The 19381-nt window shown below is 57.1% G+C and carries 16 protein-coding genes; 11 read left to right on the top strand and 5 right to left on the bottom strand.

Annotation, left to right across the window (positions count from 1 at the left end):
* Positions 1–293 precede the first annotated feature (293 nt).
* The 3 genes from LDO41_RS34330 to LDO41_RS04690 all read left to right on the top strand — a co-directional run bounded on the left by LDO41_RS34330 (position 294) and on the right by LDO41_RS04690 (position 4227).
* Positions 294–1565 (top strand): tyrosine-type recombinase/integrase, encoded by a 1272-nt coding sequence (locus LDO41_RS34330; protein WP_223982598.1) that lies wholly within the window; start codon positions 294–296, stop codon positions 1563–1565.
* Between the two features lie 638 nt (positions 1566–2203).
* Entirely contained in the window at positions 2204–3118 is a 915-nt protein-coding gene (locus LDO41_RS04695) for a hypothetical protein (protein WP_223982595.1), read from the top strand.
* A 14-nt stretch (positions 3119–3132) separates the two neighbouring features.
* Positions 3133–4227 carry a CHAT domain-containing protein gene (locus tag LDO41_RS04690; protein WP_223982592.1) on the top strand — a complete coding sequence of 365 codons (1095 nt, stop codon included), beginning with the start codon at positions 3133–3135 and terminating at the stop codon, positions 4225–4227.
* Between the two features lie 529 nt (positions 4228–4756).
* On the opposite strand, the gene LDO41_RS04685 is transcribed toward LDO41_RS04690, so the two are convergent.
* The 3 genes from LDO41_RS04685 to LDO41_RS04675 form a co-directional block, all read right to left on the bottom strand.
* On the bottom strand, positions 4757–5242 hold the full coding sequence (locus LDO41_RS04685; RefSeq protein ID WP_223982589.1) for a hypothetical protein: 486 nt from the start codon (positions 5240–5242) through the stop codon (positions 4757–4759).
* Positions 5243–5254: 12 nt separating this feature from the next.
* Positions 5255–6586, bottom strand: coding sequence for a hypothetical protein (locus tag LDO41_RS04680; RefSeq protein ID WP_223982587.1), 1332 nt, complete (start codon positions 6584–6586; stop codon positions 5255–5257).
* Between the two features lie 171 nt (positions 6587–6757).
* Positions 6758–6928 carry a hypothetical protein gene (locus tag LDO41_RS04675; protein WP_223982585.1) on the bottom strand — a complete coding sequence of 57 codons (171 nt, stop codon included), beginning with the start codon at positions 6926–6928 and terminating at the stop codon, positions 6758–6760.
* 468 nt (positions 6929–7396) lie between these two features.
* Between LDO41_RS04675 and LDO41_RS04670 the strand changes: the two genes are divergently transcribed.
* The 3 genes from LDO41_RS04670 to LDO41_RS04660 all read left to right on the top strand — a co-directional run bounded on the left by LDO41_RS04670 (position 7397) and on the right by LDO41_RS04660 (position 10940).
* Positions 7397–7927, top strand: coding sequence for a DUF4365 domain-containing protein (locus LDO41_RS04670; protein ID WP_223982582.1), 531 nt, complete (start codon positions 7397–7399; stop codon positions 7925–7927).
* Between the two features lie 214 nt (positions 7928–8141).
* The gene (locus LDO41_RS04665; protein ID WP_223982580.1) at positions 8142–9458 is read left to right on the top strand and encodes a DUF6602 domain-containing protein; all 1317 of its coding nucleotides are present in this window, start codon (positions 8142–8144) and stop codon (positions 9456–9458) included.
* Between the two features lie 486 nt (positions 9459–9944).
* Positions 9945–10940 carry an HNH endonuclease gene (locus LDO41_RS04660; protein ID WP_223982578.1) on the top strand — a complete coding sequence of 332 codons (996 nt, stop codon included), beginning with the start codon at positions 9945–9947 and terminating at the stop codon, positions 10938–10940.
* Positions 10941–10959: 19 nt separating this feature from the next.
* On the opposite strand, the gene LDO41_RS04655 is transcribed toward LDO41_RS04660, so the two are convergent.
* Both LDO41_RS04655 and LDO41_RS04650 read right to left on the bottom strand, forming a co-directional pair.
* A complete protein-coding gene (locus tag LDO41_RS04655) occupies positions 10960–11205 on the bottom strand; it encodes a hypothetical protein (RefSeq protein ID WP_223982576.1) in 246 nt (81 codons plus the stop codon).
* Between the two features lie 310 nt (positions 11206–11515).
* On the bottom strand, positions 11516–11947 hold the full coding sequence (locus tag LDO41_RS04650) for a hypothetical protein (protein ID WP_223982574.1): 432 nt from the start codon (positions 11945–11947) through the stop codon (positions 11516–11518).
* Positions 11948–12514: 567 nt separating this feature from the next.
* Here LDO41_RS04650 and LDO41_RS04645 point away from each other — a divergent pair.
* The 5 genes from LDO41_RS04645 to LDO41_RS04625 all read left to right on the top strand — a co-directional run bounded on the left by LDO41_RS04645 (position 12515) and on the right by LDO41_RS04625 (position 19328).
* Positions 12515–13180, top strand: coding sequence for a hypothetical protein (locus tag LDO41_RS04645; protein WP_223982572.1), 666 nt, complete (start codon positions 12515–12517; stop codon positions 13178–13180).
* A 128-nt stretch (positions 13181–13308) separates the two neighbouring features.
* Entirely contained in the window at positions 13309–15177 is a 1869-nt protein-coding gene (locus LDO41_RS04640) for a hypothetical protein (RefSeq protein WP_223982569.1), read from the top strand.
* Between the two features lie 14 nt (positions 15178–15191).
* The gene (locus tag LDO41_RS04635; protein WP_223982566.1) at positions 15192–16214 is read left to right on the top strand and encodes an ATP-binding protein; all 1023 of its coding nucleotides are present in this window, start codon (positions 15192–15194) and stop codon (positions 16212–16214) included.
* The gene (locus tag LDO41_RS04630) at positions 16211–17569 is read left to right on the top strand and encodes a hypothetical protein (protein ID WP_223982564.1); all 1359 of its coding nucleotides are present in this window, start codon (positions 16211–16213) and stop codon (positions 17567–17569) included. Before LDO41_RS04635 ends, LDO41_RS04630 begins: the two co-directional genes overlap by 4 nt.
* Entirely contained in the window at positions 17550–19328 is a 1779-nt protein-coding gene (locus tag LDO41_RS04625) for a phage integrase family protein (protein ID WP_223982562.1), read from the top strand. Before LDO41_RS04630 ends, LDO41_RS04625 begins: the two co-directional genes overlap by 20 nt.
* Positions 19329–19381 lie beyond the last annotated feature (53 nt).

Below are 19381 nucleotides of genomic sequence, written 5' to 3'. Positions count from 1 at the left end.
GCTTGAACTGCCTCGCAAGCGAAAGCGCCGATTTTTTGGTGTCTTAGAGAACGGCTTTAGGCCGCCGAACTCAGGAGCATTGGCGAACGAGTATGTCCTGTGTCTCTAAGCGAGAAGAGTTGACGAAACCGCATGCACAGGAGGAAAAGTGATCGGATCGGCCTGCCGCAATTTTCGCCCTGGGTGCGATGCGTCGGAGGGGAGTCAGTAACGCCTAATTTTCTGGCATCGTGAACGCCGGACAGTCTCGGCTTTATGCTCGCATGCTTCTTTCTACCCTACTGTGAGGGAGCATGTTTGCAGGATTTCGCACTCGGCGAGCAGGAGTTTCAGTCTCAGCACGCGCCAGTTTCGGCGGCCGGACGCCAGCGCTCAGCATCGTGGTGGAGCGCTATATCAAGAACCATCCCAATAGATATGGCCCTCAGTTCGCCAAGCCAGTCCGTAAGGCGTTTGAACGCTACGCTCAGGTCAGCGGCGACCGACGAATTTCGGAGATTGCCCCATCTCACCTGTGGCGCTTCATACGCCATCGTTTGGCGAGTGGCGTGAAGACAGGCACCGTAAGGCGGGATCTACATCATCTAGCGGCTGCCACGTCAGCCTACTTGGCCGAGGCTCGTTTCCCGTGCGTGAATCCATTTCACAAAGTCTCCATCCCGCTGGAGGGGCACGACAAGATTCGTAGGCAACCACTGACAGCGGATGAACTGAGCACTCTGATGGCAGCCTGCTATCACCAAGACGATGAGATTCGCTGGCTGATTGCGATCCTCATCGATACTGGCGCCCGGCTGTCAGAGGTAGCTGGCTTGTCCATCGACGACATTCGGCTCCGTCACTCCACTCCGCACCTTCGCATCCAGGTGCATCCATGGAGACGACTAAAGTCTGCTCACAGCGTTCGCGAAGTACCTCTCGTTGGCATCGCGCTCTGGGCAGCCCGTCGCGTCCTCGATAGTGCGCGACAGGGTCAATTGCACGCGTTCCCTCGCTACAATAAGCGCACTCGCACGAACGGAGTTGGCGCCTCATCCACCGCTAATGCCTGGCTGAAACGGCGCGGCGTGACTAAGCAGCTTCACTGCTTCAGGCACTCGCTGGTTGACCGATTGCGACGCGTTGGCTGCCCTGCCGATCTTCGTGCCGCCATTTGCGGCTGGGCCACGGGTGACATCGAGCTACGCTATGGTACTGGGCACGGTGTGGCTGAAATGCATTCCTGGATGCTGAAGATAGAAGACCAATCGTATGTCGAGTCCCAACTAGAACTCATGCACCGAAGAATGGGGGGGAAAGTTCTTGCGGGTCACACTTGCGCAGCTCGAATTCTGGAATTCATTGCTCGCCACGGGCCTGCGACGCGCGGTCAAATGATTAAGGCCGCAGTCTTGCAAGATCACGATATGCAACGAGGCCTCCGATATGCCGCTGAACATCATCTGCTGGTACGAACAGACCTCGTTTCAACCTTCCAACACACAAGATACGGGTTGAGCGGGCGGCCGCTGCCAAAGCCCGGAACGCCGCGCGTCGGCAGTCCTGCAGTCTCAAGAGTGAGTTGATCGCTTGGCCGACGCAGACGGTCACTCGCAGGTGTCAACGTCCCTGTCTCCGCAGGTCCACGCAGCATCAGCATTCACTCGTCGGTGTGCCGAGGCGGTGCCCCAGATTCTGGCCCATCAGATTCGAATTGAAACCGGAGGCTCCCGCATAGATACTGGCCGTGTCATCCCAGCAGTAGTTCGACCGCCGTGCGTGCTCACGGCAGCGCGGCGGTCTTTTTCCTTGCTACTCGAGGCTGGCTGTATGTCCTGAGGCAGGCACTGCCAACGGACGCTCTTCGACCCGTAACTGCCTCTCGGCCCAGCCATTCGCGGCCATTCGTTGGGCGGCTGCCCACCCCCCGCGCCCGATGTCGATGCGTCTAAGACATGTTAGGTGGCGAAAGGATGGCGTAGCGTGCCTCGGATGCTATGCAGGCTGTTACGCGCACCAGAAGCGCCTCGCCCTACGGAGCGGTCTGCCCTCGGCAACGTTGCACTACGCCATCGAGGTCTGTCTCACATGAATGTGTGGATGGTCACATAGGCGTAGAGTGCACGGGTCCCCTCCACAGAGAGTGGTGCTAGCCTCTTCCCGTTCAGGAACAGAGAAACAAGGCAAAAAGAGGCCGAGCGCATAATCGATTGAGGGGCACGTTATGCCATTTTTATTCTTTCATGGAATCGCGCAGGAGCGAAGTAATCAAAATGAGCTGCGGAAGCTCTGGATTGAGAGTATAGAAACCGGGTTGGAACGGGCTGGGAGTCCGGTATCGCTTCGCGACGCCATCGTTGAAATGCCATTTTACGGTGAATTGCTTGCTGACGCGAAATCAGGCGGACCTGCTGAAAATTCCTATCGCGATCAAGACAATCTCACGCGAACACGGAATGGCAGAAAAACAGATTCCGGTGGAGATGATATCAAGCTGGAATTCATTACTGAAATCGCCAGAGAGAAGTCTCGACAGACGGACAAAGATAATCTTAATCGCGGAGTTATGAGCGGCTCTTTGCGGATGCTTTCTTCAATACTTCCGAACAAGGTGCAGGCGGCATTTGTCGATCTCGTACTCTCCCAAGTCGCCGCATATTTGGCATCCCGAGAAGTGCACTCGGCGATATCTAAGATGGCCGATGCCGCCATGCTCGCTGCACATCAAGCACGCTCAGGAGCTGATCGTCGCTTTGTAGTGGTGGCACATTCCCTAGGGACTGTTGTCGCGCTGGAAGCCCTTTGGCGGTGGCGCAGCGAACCTATCGATCTTCTTGTGACAATCGGGAGCCCACTGAGCGTTGGATGTATTCGCTCCCGTTTAGCAATGGATCCTCCTCGGTGGCCGAAAAGCGTACGACAATGGATCAACGTGGCCGACAGAGATGACATCGTAGCTCTCCATGGCGCCTTAGACCGAAGCAACTTATTTGAGTCTTGCACATCATTGAACACGATCGAGCGTGCTGATGTCCTCAACGTCCTGGATATTCGCAATCACATGGGGAACCATCACGGGATCGCCGGGTACCTTGACGACCCCGTGGTGGCGCGCCTCATCTACGCGTTCCCCGAGTAGGAGTACCAGAGCATATGAAAGTATTTTATATCGCGTCGAATCCAGATGGTGCATCCGAGCTAACTCTTGAACGCGAGATTACAGCGTTACAACGCCGTGCATCGTATGCTGGAGGCGAGCCGGTCGATTTTAGGTTTTTGCCTTCGTTGCCTGTTGAGCAATTACCACTCGAGTTGCTGATAAATAAGCCGGACATCGTTCATTTGTCGGCACATGGTGACAGCGGCGAACTGCTGCTTGCAAATGAGAAAGGAAATCCAGTAGCAGTGACGGGCTCCATGCTTCGAACTTTCCTGAACTATGAAAGCCCGCCTAAAATTGTTTATTTCAATGCTTGCAACTCTAAGGAGATGGCCGAGGCGGTGGTTGGACCTGTTCCATATGCGATCGGAACGACCGCCTTGGTATCGAATGGGGCAGCGAGAGCCTCGGCCGTGGCGTTCTATGATCGTCTCCTTCATGGCGGTTCAGTTCAAGACGCCTTTGAGGTAGGACGCAGCATTATTGAAGCGTTGCACGATAGTTTGGCTTCGTCTGTCCTAGAAAGTGCATCCGCATTTGATGCTCGCACACATCGTCTACACTCGCTTCCGAGAATCGTCGCTCGTAGCGCTTCCTCCCAGTTTCGTTTCACAAAAGATGGCTTTATTACCCTCGAGTGCTTTCTCGTCGGCTGCCCATCGAACACTTCCCAAGTTGTCTTTTTTACGGACGACATAGAGTTTGCTTGTTATGACCAAGGTAGAGATGAGCCGGACAACGAATATTTGGCGCGATGTCTTTGTCAGGTCATTCGCGCGGCGCCTCGTCGAGGCCGGATTGGGGGCGACGTCACATGGACGACCTGTGAGGATTTTCGAATCTATGCCTGTGGAACCACCGCCGGTGGTCAGACCTTCACGGTCGCGTCGACTCTGTGTGATGCGCTTCTAGATTACGCGAGGACGGTCCAGCATCTAACGCCGGAGAGTGCCGAGATGAAAAACGTCAATACAGCGGTATCGCGCCTTCTCGACGTGGACCAACTCGCCGACCCTCAGTCGAAGGGCCTAAGTAGAAAGAGGAAGCCGGCTGGAGACGTAGACGCTCCGCCCTATCCAGCTGGGTAAGGACGCCGCTTGGGCTGCGTTCCGCAGACAGGTCAATACCGCCAGGGCGCGCCTCGGATACCCGCGAATGGAGCCCTCGGCGCCGTCCGGGCTCGAATGCCCCACCTTAGATTGGCATTCCCCTGTACTTTCTTATGAAAAAGACCCGCCAAACTTCGGCTGCCGGCAAGCGGCCCGCCCCCAGAGTGGCAGTCTCGTCGAACTCCCTTGGCCGCCATACTCGGATTGATGTAGTCCAGAAGCTTCAGCGTCCTGATCGACATTTTTGTAAAACAGGCCCCCTGTTGCAGTCGCGCCTGCAATGTGGGCGAGCTTCATCCAACTTCGGACATGTTGATATGGAGGTGCAGAAAACCAAGAGTAGCCGCTCCTCAGTGCGGAGATCGCGAGGTAGCTCAACTGCTGAGCAAGAGTTGCAGTTGCCGTGCCGCTTAAAGGTGAACGACGATTCGGCAAGTGTGAGAAGTCCAAATGCTCCGGAGCCAGCATGGTTAGGGGTGGCATTTACATTTGTTGGCCGCCCGATAGTTCATGGTAGAAGTGGGGACGAATGCAGCACATCTGAATTCGGGACATCGAGCCGATCGCGCCCACTGTCCATTTCAGCATCATCCGATGCACGCTGCCTCTCTAATTCGGAGAAAAGCTCATTAATCTTCTCATCTTTCTTCGCTTTTTCACTAAACTGATACTCCAATATATCCGGCGTTTCAATTCCAAGAATACCGTGAATAATAGACCAGATTGCGGCTTGATTAGAATCTTCCAACTCTTTCTCTGGATTTATTATCGCCGTCAGGGAGATAACGACCGCATTAATAATTTTCTCTCGTCTTTCTTGCTCCTCAATTCGAGATTGGACTTTTTCATTGTTATCCGCTAGTGCGATGAGTGCCGTCTCCGCATTTAATTCGAGTCGAGATTGTGGTTCGTCACATCGCAACGCGCTTGACAACGGGGGCATCCAAAGTGAGCTGTGAATCGATTCCTTTGATGATAGGCTATTATAAGGCATGATGATACCCCATCAAAAATTATGCACCGGCTGAGCCGATACAATAACCTCCAGAAGGATGTCGGCAATAGAAGTCTTATCATCATCTGTGATTCGCTGCACGTCAATGGTGAAGAGACCACTAGGCCCGGGTTCTCCAATGGGACTGGCGTTCATTAACGATATCGCACCGCAGATCTCAGGCTCACGTGCGGAGCCTCTGTCCGCTACTCGCCCAAGCACGCAGGGTGGAATTTCTCTTTGATTCACAGACGAAGTTCCTAAATCATTTCCCTGCTCATCCCGAAAAAAATATCGAGCAGATTTCGGCAACGTAATAATGCAGCGGAGTGGATAACTGCTTGAGCCGCCTTTAGATAGAAAGGTCGCGCTCATCCCGCGAAGACGGACAAACCGGTATGGGTAAAATAAGTCCTGTGAAATAGGGAAGGAACGCGCGCCAGGCTGGCTCAAAAGTGCATTCCACTCCGTACCGAGGGCCTGTTTGAGAGATACGACCACAGTGATCGTTTGATCGCTGTGGCTGAAGGCGGCGAGCCATCGGATTGCCTCCCGTACCCATGTTGTAACTGCGTCAAGCGGCTTGAGGGTGAGATCATTCACTGACTGAATGACTGAGGAAAAATCGACGACCACATCCTTATCAGTTTGGTAGCCTTGATATCCGTAGATCTGTTCCAGACCTCTGGCTGCAACTATAAGTCGGTCCACAGCCTCTCTATAGTCGCGAACCACGCGACGACTACACCGTTCCGCCTGAAATCTAAAATCTAATGCGTTACCATCTATAGTGTATATCTTCGTTGCATCGAATCTCTTTCTTTCTTTGTCTAATCTATCCTTGTGGATAGCCACAGTTCCGAGCGCAGTTTTCTCTGCACGGATTTTTTCGACCTCTGCGAGAGTATTCTCCATTTTAAAGCGAAGGTGTGCGATCTTGTGGTCATGCATAGTTGCCGCGGCCGCCGGAGTCCCTTCCTGAGCATGTGTCGCTACCGCCCATTCCTCGGCATTCTTGTAATCTACTGCCATTTCGGCTAATTTTGAAACACGGGCCGTTGTATCTATGGACGGGAAATCATATTGCCCATCGTCCCGAAGCTTTTCCTCTGTCAATAGAGAAGCCTCCTCGGCCGCCAATGTCGTCGACAAGAAGGCCTGTTGAGCGCGGAGAGAGTCGTATTTCGCCTGTTCGGCTAGACAACGATCAAGCAAGTCGGCCGCCTTATTAAGTAGAGATTCCACCTGCCACGATCTGAATTTTCTAGAGGCTTGATCGAAGCTCGGCTTGTAATTTGTAACGGTTATATCAATGCTGGGCACGGGAAAATCAAATTCCGCCATATACTCTCCAAATGATCTGGGGCGGATTAAGTAATTATTCTAGTCCCGCCGTGCTGCTATGTGAGGTGCCACCGATAATGCTCTCAGTTGCTGAGCATAAGCAGCAAGGTTTCAATATAGGAGGAAATCTGCGAGACGACGAGGATTTATGAGGGGCAGGGAAAGTGGATGTCAGATATCGGAGATCGAGGAAGGCGGGGTATAGGGGGTGTAGCTATTGTCTTCGCTAAATCGACCGTCGTTGGATGCCGCGCCGGTGGTCAAGACGATCACAGCGGTCGTGCGCTGTTCGTGCACGATATCAGCTGATAGGCGCAACGGATTCATTTCGATGGAAAACACCGAGAGGGCTCGCCCTCGCAGCCGACGTTCACGGCGGCCTACTTGCCGCGGCCATTGAAGTCCGACTCCACAACGGCATAGCAGTCATTGAGTTCTTGCTTGGAGGTCAGCGACAGGATAGCTCCGCGTCCATGACGACACCTTCTCCCTTAGGCAGTCGTCAGCGATCAGCTCCCACGCGTAGACCTTCGTCAGGGCAACCTGACGGTAACAGCGTTTCACCACTTTAGTTTGAGATGATCGAAAGAGAGAATGTGGCCAGACTTTCTCAAGGCCACCCCCTGCAGGTTGTGGTCGCGACACAGGGCAAGCTTCTTCAGGACCGAGGCGAATTAGGATGTCTGACCTGACGCAAAGAACTCAATAACTGGGACGCGTGGCCGATAGATGTTAAGGGCTAAAGCGCGTGTCATGCATCGGTCAGACATTTCCGCATTCCCTTGCAACCGCAGAATCTTAGAGAAAAAGATGAAGTACCCAAGAAAGACCGCTACCGGAGATGCCGGGGAGTTCTTCGCAGCGTACAAGATCGCGAAGGAGCTACGTTGGCCCTGCCGTCTGTTCGACATAGACATCGGAATCGATGGACAAGTCGAAATAATGGCGGGCGAAAAAAGCACCGGACGCTTCGTAGCAATACAAGTCAAGACTACAACAGCCGAAGAGAAGAGTTGCTGCTATGTTGAGGCACATCATTTCGATTACTGGGTCTCCGCAGAGATTCCGGCTTTTGTTGTGCTCGTCGATCTTCTAAAGGAGCAGATGTTTCTGCATCTGATCGATCCGAGTCAAAAATATGTACGAACCTCAGAGGGGACATACAAGATCTACTTTGACTTAGCGAGTGATCTCTTCACGCCAGAAAGCGGCGCGCTCATGGTCAAAGCTTCAGAGCGTTCTGCTGAGTTCCATGTTCTGCGCGACTACAATCGGACCGAAGAGGCTAAGCAACAGCTCTTCGAGTCCGCTTGGGAGGCAGAGAACGGCGAATCAGCGTAGCGTGCCTTTCTTCACAGAGTGCGTTGAGGGCGCTCAACGCTGTGCACCTGAGCAGGCTTACGTAGGCGACCAGCATAAAAGGCGACCCATGGGGTCGCCTACTTATTCCCCGCCACCCCTTTCAAATCAAAAGGTATCAGAGAATTTTGTATTTCGCCCACGTCTGCCACTAGCAGCTGCAAATCTAATCTTTAAGCGTCAACAATCTCTCACCATGATCAAGAACGCATCCGATCTCCTGACCGCCTTCATAGCCAAAGAGAGAGAAAAGGTCGAGTCCACCTCGATGCAGCATATGCCGACGCTCGGCAGCGCCTACGAGGCGATCGCAAAAGAAGGCATCGATCAACAATTCGTTCTGCCCCCCGAACTGGATCTGCGCGTCGTTTCTGGGTTCATTGATGGCTGTCCCAAACAGATAGATGGCATGCTTGTCCAGGGAGAGGGGCAGCGCTACGGCCTAACCGATCAATACATCTATCCTGCACGTCAGGTTCTGTGTGTGCTCGAAGTCAAAAAGACCCTAGACAGCACCGCACTAGCCGAAGGCATCATGCATCTGGCAGACATCCTACGCCACTGCGACGTAGATTTCCGGGCCAGGCTCAACGCAGGTGAGTACTTCGACATAAGGTCGGCGCGAGAGTCGTACGAAATGCTGACTGGCCGCGCCGGGCCTCTCAGTACACAGGCCGCACTAAGCCTCCCGGAGCCGGATCGGATCAATTTCTTCACCCTTCTCCGCCAAAGCTACGCCCCGGTAGCGGTGCTTCTGGGATTTAACGGCTACACCACCGAGCACGGTCTTCGCTCGGCAATGCTCAAATTCGCCCGATCCAACATAGGCGCGTTGGCAAAGAATTTGCCAGAAATCCTGCCGGCCCTGATCACCGCCGGCACCTTCAGTCTGGTGAAGTGTACGGGACAACCGTACCTGAGCCGTGCCCCAAATGGAGGATGGGTTCTTCTAGCGTCAGGCAGGGACCATGTCGCGCGTATCCTCTTGGAATTCCTTTGGACGAAGATTTCGGTTATCTGTGGCGTTCCGATGCCTTTCGGCCCGGACCTAGATCATGAGTACCTTGCGGAACTCCTCGTCGTGCGAGGCGAATCCGTAGACGGAAAGGGTGTCTTCGAGCTTAGTGCGCATGAACTTTCAGAGAAAGACCTCGCGCGCCCAGGGGCCACGGATTGGGAGCCGAGAAAGCTCTCCGCAGCAGCCGTTGACGTGGTCAAGTCACTTGCTTTCCAACCCGGGCCTCTAAAGCTGGATCTCTCCCTCTCCGAAACTATTCACAAGAAACATGGCGCAGTTCTTGACGATGTGGTCGCGGAGCTCGTCAACACTCAGGTCTACTGTAGGACCGACAACGAACTACGCTCAATCGGACGCAACACCTTGATCGTCATACGCGAAGACGGTACGGGCTATACGGACCAGCACACGGCTCGTCTGACTGCCTGGTGCGACAAGCAGGCGTTCGTGCTCACACCATTGCCACTGGCTATGGGAAACCAGACCTGGGGCTGACCATCCATAATCGGTTATCACTAGCTTTGCATTCATCGCTCCAGGGATACAGGCTCCCTCCGCCACAACACGTAGCCGAGCCCGGCCAAGTCGATATGCAGAAAAGCGAACAGTGCCAGAATCTCCCTAGCCAACTTAGGTCAGATGAGCTCCACATGTATCAAGGTGGCAGCGAATCATGGCAACGCAGCCGGCCGAACGCAGGTCTAGTGTGTTGCATTCACCGGTTGAATCCACAGCTGATCTAGGCCACGTACGCCGGCGGTTCATGGCCTGCCGCGATCAAGTTGAAGAGCATTCTCGAGAATTCACAACGATATCGATCTCGCCGGGGTACGGTCGTGACCGAGCCTCGTCAACGGCTGTCGCAATATGTGCGCTGAGGCATGTTCTGAGCAAGAGGCTATTCAGCGGCACAGAATACCGTATGCTCGCTGACGGCCGCGATTGTGTGAGAATTCATCATTAAATTGATGGGGAGGACGCATGCGAGAAGGATTGGAGCGGGTCGTCGGTGCATTGAGAATCGCAGCTGATGGATTGGATCAACTTTTTGAACGCAAGGGAATAAAGTCGCACTTAATGCTCAACCCAGACGGGCATCCTTGGATTCGGGTTATGCATCCCATGGACGAAGTTCGCTTTATTGGGATCACGCCAAACCGCGGTGATGGACCGGTCTACATGAAGCTGCGCGCGTTTCTATATGAGCAAGACAAAGAGGAAATTGATCGACTGCTGTCGGGCAAGTTTTTCTCGTTTGAAGGGGTTGCGCTGCCACGTAATGCCGCATATCCAGGACCGTCTTGGTTGCGCTACCTGGAGGATGATGGTAGGCCTGTCGTCGGCTATGAGGCAACAATTGATGTCTCCGATTGGGCCGGTGAAACCTTTGCTGCTCGCATTTATCTTCTGTGCGAAGCGTTCTGCCTGTTTGTTAGGGCCGCTGTGACAGGTGGTACCGAATACGACTCGCTACCGGATACCAGACCCAACAAACCAGCATCAGAGCGGCTTCATGATGAGGCCGCACTAGAGGAGTTACGGGGCAACCATGACCTTAGCGAATCAGAGTTTCTCGCTTTGATGAAGGTCCGCATAGGGCAGAGCAACTACCGGCAGCAGCTAATTCAGAGATGGGGGGGCTGCTCAGTGACAGGCTGCAGGTTGACCGAATTCCTCATCGCATCCCACATCCATGCCTGGGGAAATTGCAAGAGCGCAAATGAGCGGTGGGATCCAGATAACGGTCTGCTCCTCACACCAAGCCTAGATAGACTTTTCGACCGCGGATTAATCGGCTTTCACGACAACGGTAACGTAGTCATTCATCCTCATCTGGTTCGTGGCCAAATGCATCACTTCGGAGTCGATCAGAACATTCGATTGCGAAGCGATGTGCTCAACAAGCATTTGGGTATCAGGAAGTACCTCAAGATTCACAGAGATGCGCACGGATTGGAGTCGGTATTGCGAACCTAGGATGCCGCAGACGGAGGGATCAGACTGGGTCAGCGCACTTGGAAGAGCTATCAGTCTCTCCAGCAATCGTGATCGCCTCAACATCAAGCGTTACCTCGACCAGTCCAAACTCATCGAAACGATAAATCCCTTTGGTATAGATAAGTTCTTCTTCGCCACGTCGGTTTCGACCCTGCCGCACGGGCTTACCAATTGCGCTCTCAAGCTCGTCTTGCGAGATATCGAAGCGAATGTCGCTGATTGTAGATAGCGGTATCAGGTTCATGTGGAAATGTAAGTGAAACGACCGGGAGAAGATGGTGTACTTGTTGCGCAAGCGCTCGCGATCGCTACGACTAAGCCCTCTGCCAGATTATTCTCTAGACACCCGCCTAGGTGACGAAGGTGACATTCGATGTGTCAGACTCGGAATTGCTCTCGTATCGTCACGAACTCGGGATTGTGTGCAATTTACACGCGCATGTCGAGCGACTGCTTCTGGCCGATTGGCGTCTCTCCGGCCAATGAAATCCGCAGGGCCACGCTAACGATGCCAGCACAGGCGTCGAGAGGCCGATCGGACAAGCGAACATCACCTAGAGCTTACGAAGTCGGATCTCTCCACATGGGAGACGCGCGATCTCGACGACATCGGCGGTTTCCCATCCCAACTCGGCCAAGAGCTCATTTGGCAATTCCACACGGTGGCTATGTCCGTCCTTGCTGTTGACCAGAGAAGTCGGCCAGCAATCCTTACCGGTCGGACTCAAAACTAGCGCGGGGTGTTGCCCCTCCAGAAGATCTCTCAGCAGGCGGCGATCGTCATCCGGAAGCCCAAGCCACGTGGCGGCAAAGCCTTGAGAGTAAGAGAGCCATGCTGCTGCAAGCGTTTCGGCATTCACGTCATACCCCGCTTGAGAAAAGCAAGACTTCATCCGGAGAATGTCCTCGGAATGGTCTATCAAGGCCTCCCTCACGGGGTCATCGCGATCTGCAAGCATTAGGTACTGCCGTCCTTCGCCAGCCATTCCGTCTCCACCAGTCTTGTTACGCGGCCAACCACAGAGCGCATCGCGCGAGGCTGGTCTCGTCCGATGATGACATCAGGAGCGCCAAAAAGCGAGTCGAGCAAGCTCAAATGCTACGTCTCACGGGAGGTGAATGTTGCACGGCCGAATTGATTCGTTGCGAAGTGAGGGTGACCGCTGGAGTCGTTTGCCTACAGGGCGATTTATATCTGACGAAGAATAATATAATTATATTAGTAAAATTCGCGGGAAAAATATATAGCTCTGCCTTTGAAGCTTAGTAGTGGATAGAGAGTAAGACAAATTTCTTGCAAACCAACGCCTTTGGATTAGTTTTGTCTTGTGACGTGGGACTAATCACGACAATGCAAACGGGGCAACCAGAATGGTCGCCCCGCCTATCTAGGAGAACGCTAGCTCGAAAATCCGACTATCTGCAGAAGTCGCTCTGCGCCAACAGTGCGACTTCCTATCCCTCGCTGTCTACGGTTTGATTTTGGTCGTTATCCAGCCGAAGTCAAGGGCCGCGTGCGCAGCGAAATGGCGAAATCCTGTCAGGAGTTCATTATGTGCGCCAAATCTGCGTCGGCTGAAGCCGCTGGTACGGCGGCAAGCTCGCGCCGAAACTTTGCTGCGAATCTTTGGATTTTCCACTCCAACAAAAATCGCCGATATCTGCACATCGAGGGAGATTTGCCCTTCATGCACTGTGTGCTACTGGAGGGCAGGGCCGATATCGCCTCTTACCAGCCACCGCGTGCGGGAGTGTCGTTTGAGAGCGCGCCTCGGCTGCGGTCGTACACCGTCGCAAGGGACTTTGCCGGCAACCAGACTTGGTTCGGTTACTACCATGGAGCCTCGCTCGGCACCGAGCCGTTGAGGGCACGTAGGGAGGCTCTTTGTACCGACGCCGCGATGAATGGGGCGCGCGGCGAAATGATGACCGAGCGCCAGTTGGAAGGGCATCGCATTCTCTTTGACAACTGGCTGGTGCTGAGCAGAGCAATGACGGCCGCGGGATCGTGTCCTCGGGACGCCGAAGCGGAAGCGCTAACGGCACTGTTGAACGCGCGAACGGCTTTTGAGCTCGGTCGAGCATTGCAATGGCGGCAATGCGATCCCGCCATCATGCTCGCCGTGGTGGCCAGGCAGCTGCAGCTAGGGAACGCAAAGGCAGACCTCACAACGGCGCTGCTGGCTCCCACCACCTTAATTTGCGGCGGACGGGCATGACAGCTAAACGCCCCCGCAGACGGATAAGCCCTGCCTTTAGCGCAACTGCCGACTGGTCGGCACCGTCTCTTGAGTCATTCAGCGAGACTGCTCGCGAGACCTTTCGGCGGCGTGAGCAGGCAGTGCGCATGTACAGCGCGCACGCGTCGTTCGATGCCATTAAGAACGAAACAGGGCTGTCACGGCGGGAGGTTTTTCGTCTGTTGCAGCGCTTCATGACACCGCATCCCGTCCGTGGTGTCTACGGACTTCTGGCACTGGTGCCGGGTCTGCGCATCCGTGATTACCAACGTCAGAAGCCGGTCTCCCCGAACCCCGGCGCGTCTAGCGGCTATGCCGGTGCAATGGGTGCGCTGTTCGATAAGTATCCCGCCGCGCGTGATGCGTTATGTGAACGTCTGTTGGGGCTTGGTGCTCCGCACAGCCAGCTGTTTGACCGCGCACCGACATTTCGCGCGTTGCACCAGCATTGGTTGACCGTGTTACGCAAGCTCGGCCTGACTGGCGCCGATTGGCCATTTTGCACCGGCGATAGGGGCTACACGAGCCTGGTGCGGCATTGCCATGCGCTGATGCAGCAAGAGCCCGCGCGAGCGGTGCGTCGGCGCTTCGGCCGCGCGGCAGCGACGCGCATGGCGATAGTCGGGCGTGGCATTCCCCCGCTGATTCGGCCGCTACGGCCGGGGACTTTCGCCAGTCTCGACTTTGCCCGCGTCGACGCAGCCTCCTGCTTCAGCTTTGAAACACCGGAAGGCAAGCGTCTTCATCAGGTACTGCCGCGTTGGTACATCGCACTGGTTGTCGACGAATTCACATCAGCCACCTGGAGCGCGTTCAGTACGCTCGAGATCGAACCAAGCGCTGATAGCGTGCTGGAGGCCGTCGATCGGGCGCTCCGGCCGGACGCCTATGCCGATGGGCTCCGGAACGCAGATGGCGTACCGGTCCCGGTCCATATCCACGAGTTGCTTCCGGGCTTGAGTTTCTCGGGAGTGACTGTGCTCAAGCTGGACAATGCGCGCTGCAATCGGGCGCATGAGGTAGTCAAGAACATTATCGACACGTTCGGTTGCGCGATCAATTTTGGGCCCATTCACACTTGGGCAAGGCGTTCTGTTATCGAGAAGACCATCGGGCAAATCTCGGCCTCTGGCACGAAGCGCTTTGCCTCCAGTTATGGCAGCGGCCCGGCAGATCCGCTACGTCCAGACGCCGCTGCAGAAGCAATCCGCCTCAAGATTGACTATCGCGACGTAGAGCTCGCGCTTCAGCACTGCTGTCGCGTCCATAACGAGAATCCGACCGAGCGCCTGGGTTTCAGTTCCCCTGTCGCCTACCTCGCGCGCGCGTTAGGCCAAGCGGAGTCCGGTGTCTTCTGTAATCCGTTGCCACTGCCGACGCAGCGTGATCCCCGCCTACTGGATCATTACGAGGACTGCATCGTGCGCGGCAGCTTGCAAAAAGGCGTGCGGCCCCACGTACGACCTATGCGATGCCGCTATACGAGTCCAACGCTAGCCACAAGCTGGGAACTCCTAGGCAAGACCATCCGATTGCAGATCAAACGCTACGATGCGCGACGCGTGACTGCAATTCGAGCCGATACCGGTGAGATTATCGGTCCCCTCGAGCCGGAGCCTCGCTGGCTGAATCACGCTGTGTCGTGGCGGCTGCGCAAGCTGATCAATCGCGCTGGGCTTCGAACCGCGGCGTCAGAGCGCATCGACCCGATGCCTGCATGGGTTCTGGCGAGGCAACAGCGCCTGATGGAAACGAGTAGCAGCCCCGCAAAGCGCAAGAAGACATCACATGACGCGCTATCGGTTGCGCGGGAGTCCCGTCTTCAGAAGCAGCGCGATATATGCAATGCCGGTGCACCGCCTGCGCCGGAGGGTGTGGCCGATGTGCCTGCGGATTTCTCAGCTGACACCACCGCTGATCCCTTTGGCCTGGATGCCGTACCGGTCGGCCATACGAAGCGAAGAGGAACCCCGTGAGCCGAGATCCTGTTGTGATCGAGCAAGCTGAGGTTACCGGTTGGCAATCAGTACCTAAGCGCAGCGTGCTCGAAGACACGCCGCTGCGTAAAGAGCTGCTGGTCCGCCACCCAGCATTGCGCGGAGACCATCAGATCGTAACTCCGATGGCGAAGGACATGTATCGAGCGCTCAAGGTCGCCGTTTTGCTTGCCCAACCAGGAACATATTTCACCGGTGCACCGGGCGAGGGCAGATCCTCGGCATTGCGCGCCTGCGCGCACCTGCTCGAACATGAGTATTCCCACATCGTCACCTACCAACATGTGTCCACGGAAATGGGGATTTTCAATGAGAAAGTCGCCTTGCAGGACATGCTCACCAGTGCCGGCCACGCCGTGCTAACGGGCAGCCCGATCATGTTGCGGGAGCGGCTGGTCGGCAAGATCCTCGACGATCTGCGGCGCCGCGGCATTGGCCACACAGCGCTGTGGTGCGTCGACAATGCCCACAACATGCAACGTCGGGAGCTTGAAGTGCTGGCCGACCTGCAGCACAGGCTTTGGGACAACGGCATGGAGCTTCTCACTGTGATGATGGCCGATCCATCTCCGCTCCCACGCAGCGCAAGAGGAACGGCGTGTAGCGGCAGTGACCTGTCTCGCCGGTTCTTTGGCCATGAACATCCCCTACGCGGCCTGTGCAAGCCCGGCGACGTCACTGACATCCTGGATGCCTTCGATTCCCTTGATTTCCCTGAAGGCACCGAGGTGCGATGGACGGAATTCTTCCTGCCGCTCGCGTATCAGCATGGCTTACGCCTTGCGCAGGAGGGGCCAGCACTTTACGAGGCGATGGTGCAGTGCTCGCCCCATGCGGACAAGAGCCCCGCGACATTGGCCACGCTGTTCGGTGCGGTGCGACGGGCGCTGCTGCGCAATGCCGGAGCGGATGGCGCCCATTTTCGCTTCAATCCTGACGAATGGAGGCGGGCCGTCGGCACCGCGCAGGCACGGGCCGATTATGTCCCGCCGCGCTTGTATGGAAACTCGCCATGAGCAGCCTGGCTGGGTCCGACCTGGTCCCGTTGCCGCACGAATCGACGCAGTCGCTGCTACTGCGACTGATGCACTGGAACTGCATGCGGTGGGCTGATCTCGCCTGCGTCGGCATCGTATTAAGCCAACGGCGCGATGCGCCAGCGGAGTTGTCGCAGGCGGGCGCGCGGTGCTTGCGCGAACTGACGGGCTGGCGGGTCGATTCGCGTGAAGCCTGGTTGGTGGACCGACTGCGGCATACCCATATGATTGCCCCGGGTTTCCGATTCTGCGCGCGCTGTCTGGCCGGGGGCTATCACAGTTATTTCTACCAGCTGACCTGTGTCGCAGAATGCCCCTTGCATCAGGAGGCGCTCTGGCAGCAGTGTCCGTGTTGCGGAGCACCACTCGGGCCATCCTCTCGAGGGCGTTTGTTACCACCCCAAGCCTATCTGTGCGCCTGCTGCGGTCGTCCCCTGGGCTTACGGGTGCCAGACGCGGAAACCTTCCTGGCGCTGCGCGAGCATGCGTCGGTCATGCGCGCGGCGTGGCTACCATACTGGCTGTGGGCCAAGCGAGTCGTGGCCAAGCGCCGCGTCTTACCGGCGTTGTTCCAGCCGGATTTCGGAAGACCTGTGCGGTCAGCGTTGGCAACGTGCCAGGCGAGTGTCCTTTGCGCCGTCGTACCCGCCGATTGCATCCGCCCGGCGATCCCGCTGACCACACTGTCCTGGCGCTTGCAGCGGCACGCGGGCGCAAGTCACTTGAGACGCCATCCCGCACGCCTCGTATTGGTGTATCGCGCCACGCTACGTAACCTGCAGCGCTGGATTTCGACGCTGTCCGCGCGGGGCGGGCTCATGAGCGCGTCTCCCTCGCCATCGTCCGAACCGGCCGGCGAGGAAAGGGCAGCGGGCAGGGTCAATGTGACAGCGGAGCACGCTGCGCGCGCCTATCAACTCCTGCGCCACGCCGTGGAACACGTCCGCGACGATCTTCCGGTCTGCCATGATCTGGCGGAGGCCACGCCGGCATGGGATTTTCAGATAGCAGAGCCGTCCCTGCGTGATCGTCCTCGTCTGCCGATGCGCGCGATATTCCTGGCAATGTTCGCCGAGAGTTATCTGCGATCACAGGGGCGTAGCGATTTCTCACCCACGACTGAAGGGGTGCGCACCGACGCGGAGTTAGTCCTCTGCAGCGGTATCACGGAAGACGTCCGCTGGGGGTTTTTATGTTTTCCTGGACTGTCGGGGTTGCCCACCCGACCATTCACGCGTGTTGAACAAGGCATTAGCGCTGCGCTGCTCTCGCTGGCGCAGCCTGAACCGTTCATTCGCAGCCAGCGAGGAAGCCATGCGAGCGACCGATGCTGAGGTGGCCGGCACGTTGAGCCGCGCGCGCTATGCGGCGCTGTCGGCATGGCTCGAGGGCCTGCCGGCAGACCTGGTCGTGATGCGATGGGTGGAGACGGATGAGACGGAACACGTGCCGACTCCCAGAGCGGCCGAGGCGCTGCTGGACACACTGCTTGCCGGCGCGTCGCACCGGGCACGCCAACATGACCGATCATCGCTCGCGCACGCATTGACCCCTGTACGCTGGACGTGGAAGTCGCGCCGCTGTGCGGTAGATGCGTTGCGCCACCTGGAGGCAATGGGCACGCCAACACCCAAACCGTGGCACGAGATCGGCCTGTGGTTATCGCCTCGCACGGGCGTCTGTCTCGCAGCGGCCGGCGTGCATCGCTTCGACGAACTGATCGCCCTCTGCAACCGATACGGCCGTGCATGGTTCCGCCACGTCCCGGGTCTTGGCGCAGTCGGTGCCGGGCGGATCAGCGTTTTCTTATGTCGGCATGCCAGTGCCTTTCCGGGATGGGATGCGCGCACGATTCAAGCGTGCGCGCCGCCGCCCGCGACGCTTCGATCGTCTTGCGGCGTCCCGGCAGCCGACGTGGGCGATCCGTTCGCCGCCATCACCCTGGCGCTCATGCGATCTGCGCCGCGCGATACACAAGCCTCTGTCGGATCTGTCGGGCAACGGGGCCTACCACGGTCGATCGTGTGCGACCCCCGCGACGACGAGGCCATTCAGCGATGGTTGGGGCAATGGCGTGGCAACTCCGCGACCCGGCGTGCGTATGCCAAAGAGGTTGCGCGGTTCGCCACATGGCTATGTATCGAGCAGGGCAAAGTCCTGAGCACCACAGTGCCGAGTGATTGCGTGGCCTATCTGACGTTTCTGAGTTCTCTGTCGCCCGATTCGAAGTGGTGCGGCCCACGGGCGCCGCGGCTGCTCTGGAGCGGGGAGACCTGGGCCGCCAATCCCGCGTGGCGGCCCTTCACCGGTACGCTTTCGGCACGCAGCCAAGCCTTCAGTCGCTGCATTCTGCAGTTGCTCTTCGCCTGGCTCGTCCGGCAGCATCACGTGGCGGTGAATCCGTGGGACGATATTCGTCACGTCCCGCTGCACGCCGAACAAGACCTGCCGGCGGTGGATATCCCGCACCGCTTCTGGGAGATGCTTTTCCGTTGGTTAGATCGCGAGGCCTGCGGTGGACCGCGCGGTAGGCTCTGGCGTGCGGCGCTGCTGTTGCTAGCGGAGACAGGCTTGTCCTGTGAGGACGCGGCCGTTGCCAGTGTCAACGAGCTACCACTCGCGGGTCGTGCCGTCTCCTCCGCGTCGGGGCCCCGGGAGCTCGTGGTCCTGCGTCAGGACAGACCGATACGGTCGCGGCCGATAAGCCCGCGGCTGTTTGCAGCACTACGCGCGCATTGGGAGGATCGCGATGACAGCCCGTGTTATGCAATCGGGTATCCGCGTGGCATCTGCGCACCGAAGAAACCGAGGCGAGGGGACCTAGCCCAAGCGTCGCACTACAGTGCCCGTGGACTTCGGCTGCTGGTGCGGCGGGCGCTCTGCGCATTTTTGTCATCGCTTCCCGCCGACCAGCGGGAGTTGGGGCAGTGGGCCATGCAGGTGCGCCCCGGCAACCTGTCACATGGCACCGTCGCGCTCGCCGTGCCCGAACGGCTGCGCGACAAAGAGGGGCCGCTGCGGCTCACCGTCCGGCATCGGCAGCGCACGGATTGGCGGGAGTGCCGGACTTCGACGAGGAAGACAGCCCTCTAAAAACTCCTTATGCAGCACATTCAATCGCCGCACAGAAATAGCCATATCTTGAT

It is taken from the genome of Cupriavidus pampae (assembly GCF_914271485.1).
GTDB lineage: Bacteria > Pseudomonadota > Gammaproteobacteria > Burkholderiales > Burkholderiaceae > Cupriavidus > Cupriavidus pampae.
Note: the sequence above shows the minus strand (reverse complement) of the source record. Positions and strands in the feature narration are given on the sequence as shown.

Bases quoted from the DNA above. Each gene is read 5' to 3' on its own strand.
- LDO41_RS34330 (WP_223982598.1), top strand. From the start codon at position 294: ATGTTTGCAGGATTTCGCACTCGGCGAGCAGGAGTTTCAGTCTCAGCA.
- LDO41_RS04630 (WP_223982564.1), top strand. From the start codon at position 16,211: ATGAGCAGCCTGGCTGGGTCCGACCTGGTCCCGTTGCCGCACGAATCG.
- LDO41_RS04670 (WP_223982582.1), top strand. From the start codon at position 7,397: ATGAAGTACCCAAGAAAGACCGCTACCGGAGATGCCGGGGAGTTCTTC.
- LDO41_RS04625 (WP_223982562.1), top strand. From the start codon at position 17,550: ATGCGAGCGACCGATGCTGAGGTGGCCGGCACGTTGAGCCGCGCGCGC.
- LDO41_RS04660 (WP_223982578.1), top strand. From the start codon at position 9,945: ATGCGAGAAGGATTGGAGCGGGTCGTCGGTGCATTGAGAATCGCAGCT.
- LDO41_RS04650 (WP_223982574.1), bottom strand. From the start codon at position 11,947: ATGGCTGGCGAAGGACGGCAGTACCTAATGCTTGCAGATCGCGATGAC.
- LDO41_RS04680 (WP_223982587.1), bottom strand. From the start codon at position 6,586: ATGGCGGAATTTGATTTTCCCGTGCCCAGCATTGATATAACCGTTACA.
- LDO41_RS04645 (WP_223982572.1), top strand. From the start codon at position 12,515: ATGTGCGCCAAATCTGCGTCGGCTGAAGCCGCTGGTACGGCGGCAAGC.
- LDO41_RS04665 (WP_223982580.1), top strand. From the start codon at position 8,142: ATGATCAAGAACGCATCCGATCTCCTGACCGCCTTCATAGCCAAAGAG.
- LDO41_RS04640 (WP_223982569.1), top strand. From the start codon at position 13,309: ATGTACAGCGCGCACGCGTCGTTCGATGCCATTAAGAACGAAACAGGG.
- LDO41_RS04695 (WP_223982595.1), top strand. From the start codon at position 2,204: ATGCCATTTTTATTCTTTCATGGAATCGCGCAGGAGCGAAGTAATCAA.
- LDO41_RS04690 (WP_223982592.1), top strand. From the start codon at position 3,133: ATGAAAGTATTTTATATCGCGTCGAATCCAGATGGTGCATCCGAGCTA.
- LDO41_RS04685 (WP_223982589.1), bottom strand. From the start codon at position 5,242: ATGCCTTATAATAGCCTATCATCAAAGGAATCGATTCACAGCTCACTT.
- LDO41_RS04655 (WP_223982576.1), bottom strand. From the start codon at position 11,205: ATGAACCTGATACCGCTATCTACAATCAGCGACATTCGCTTCGATATC.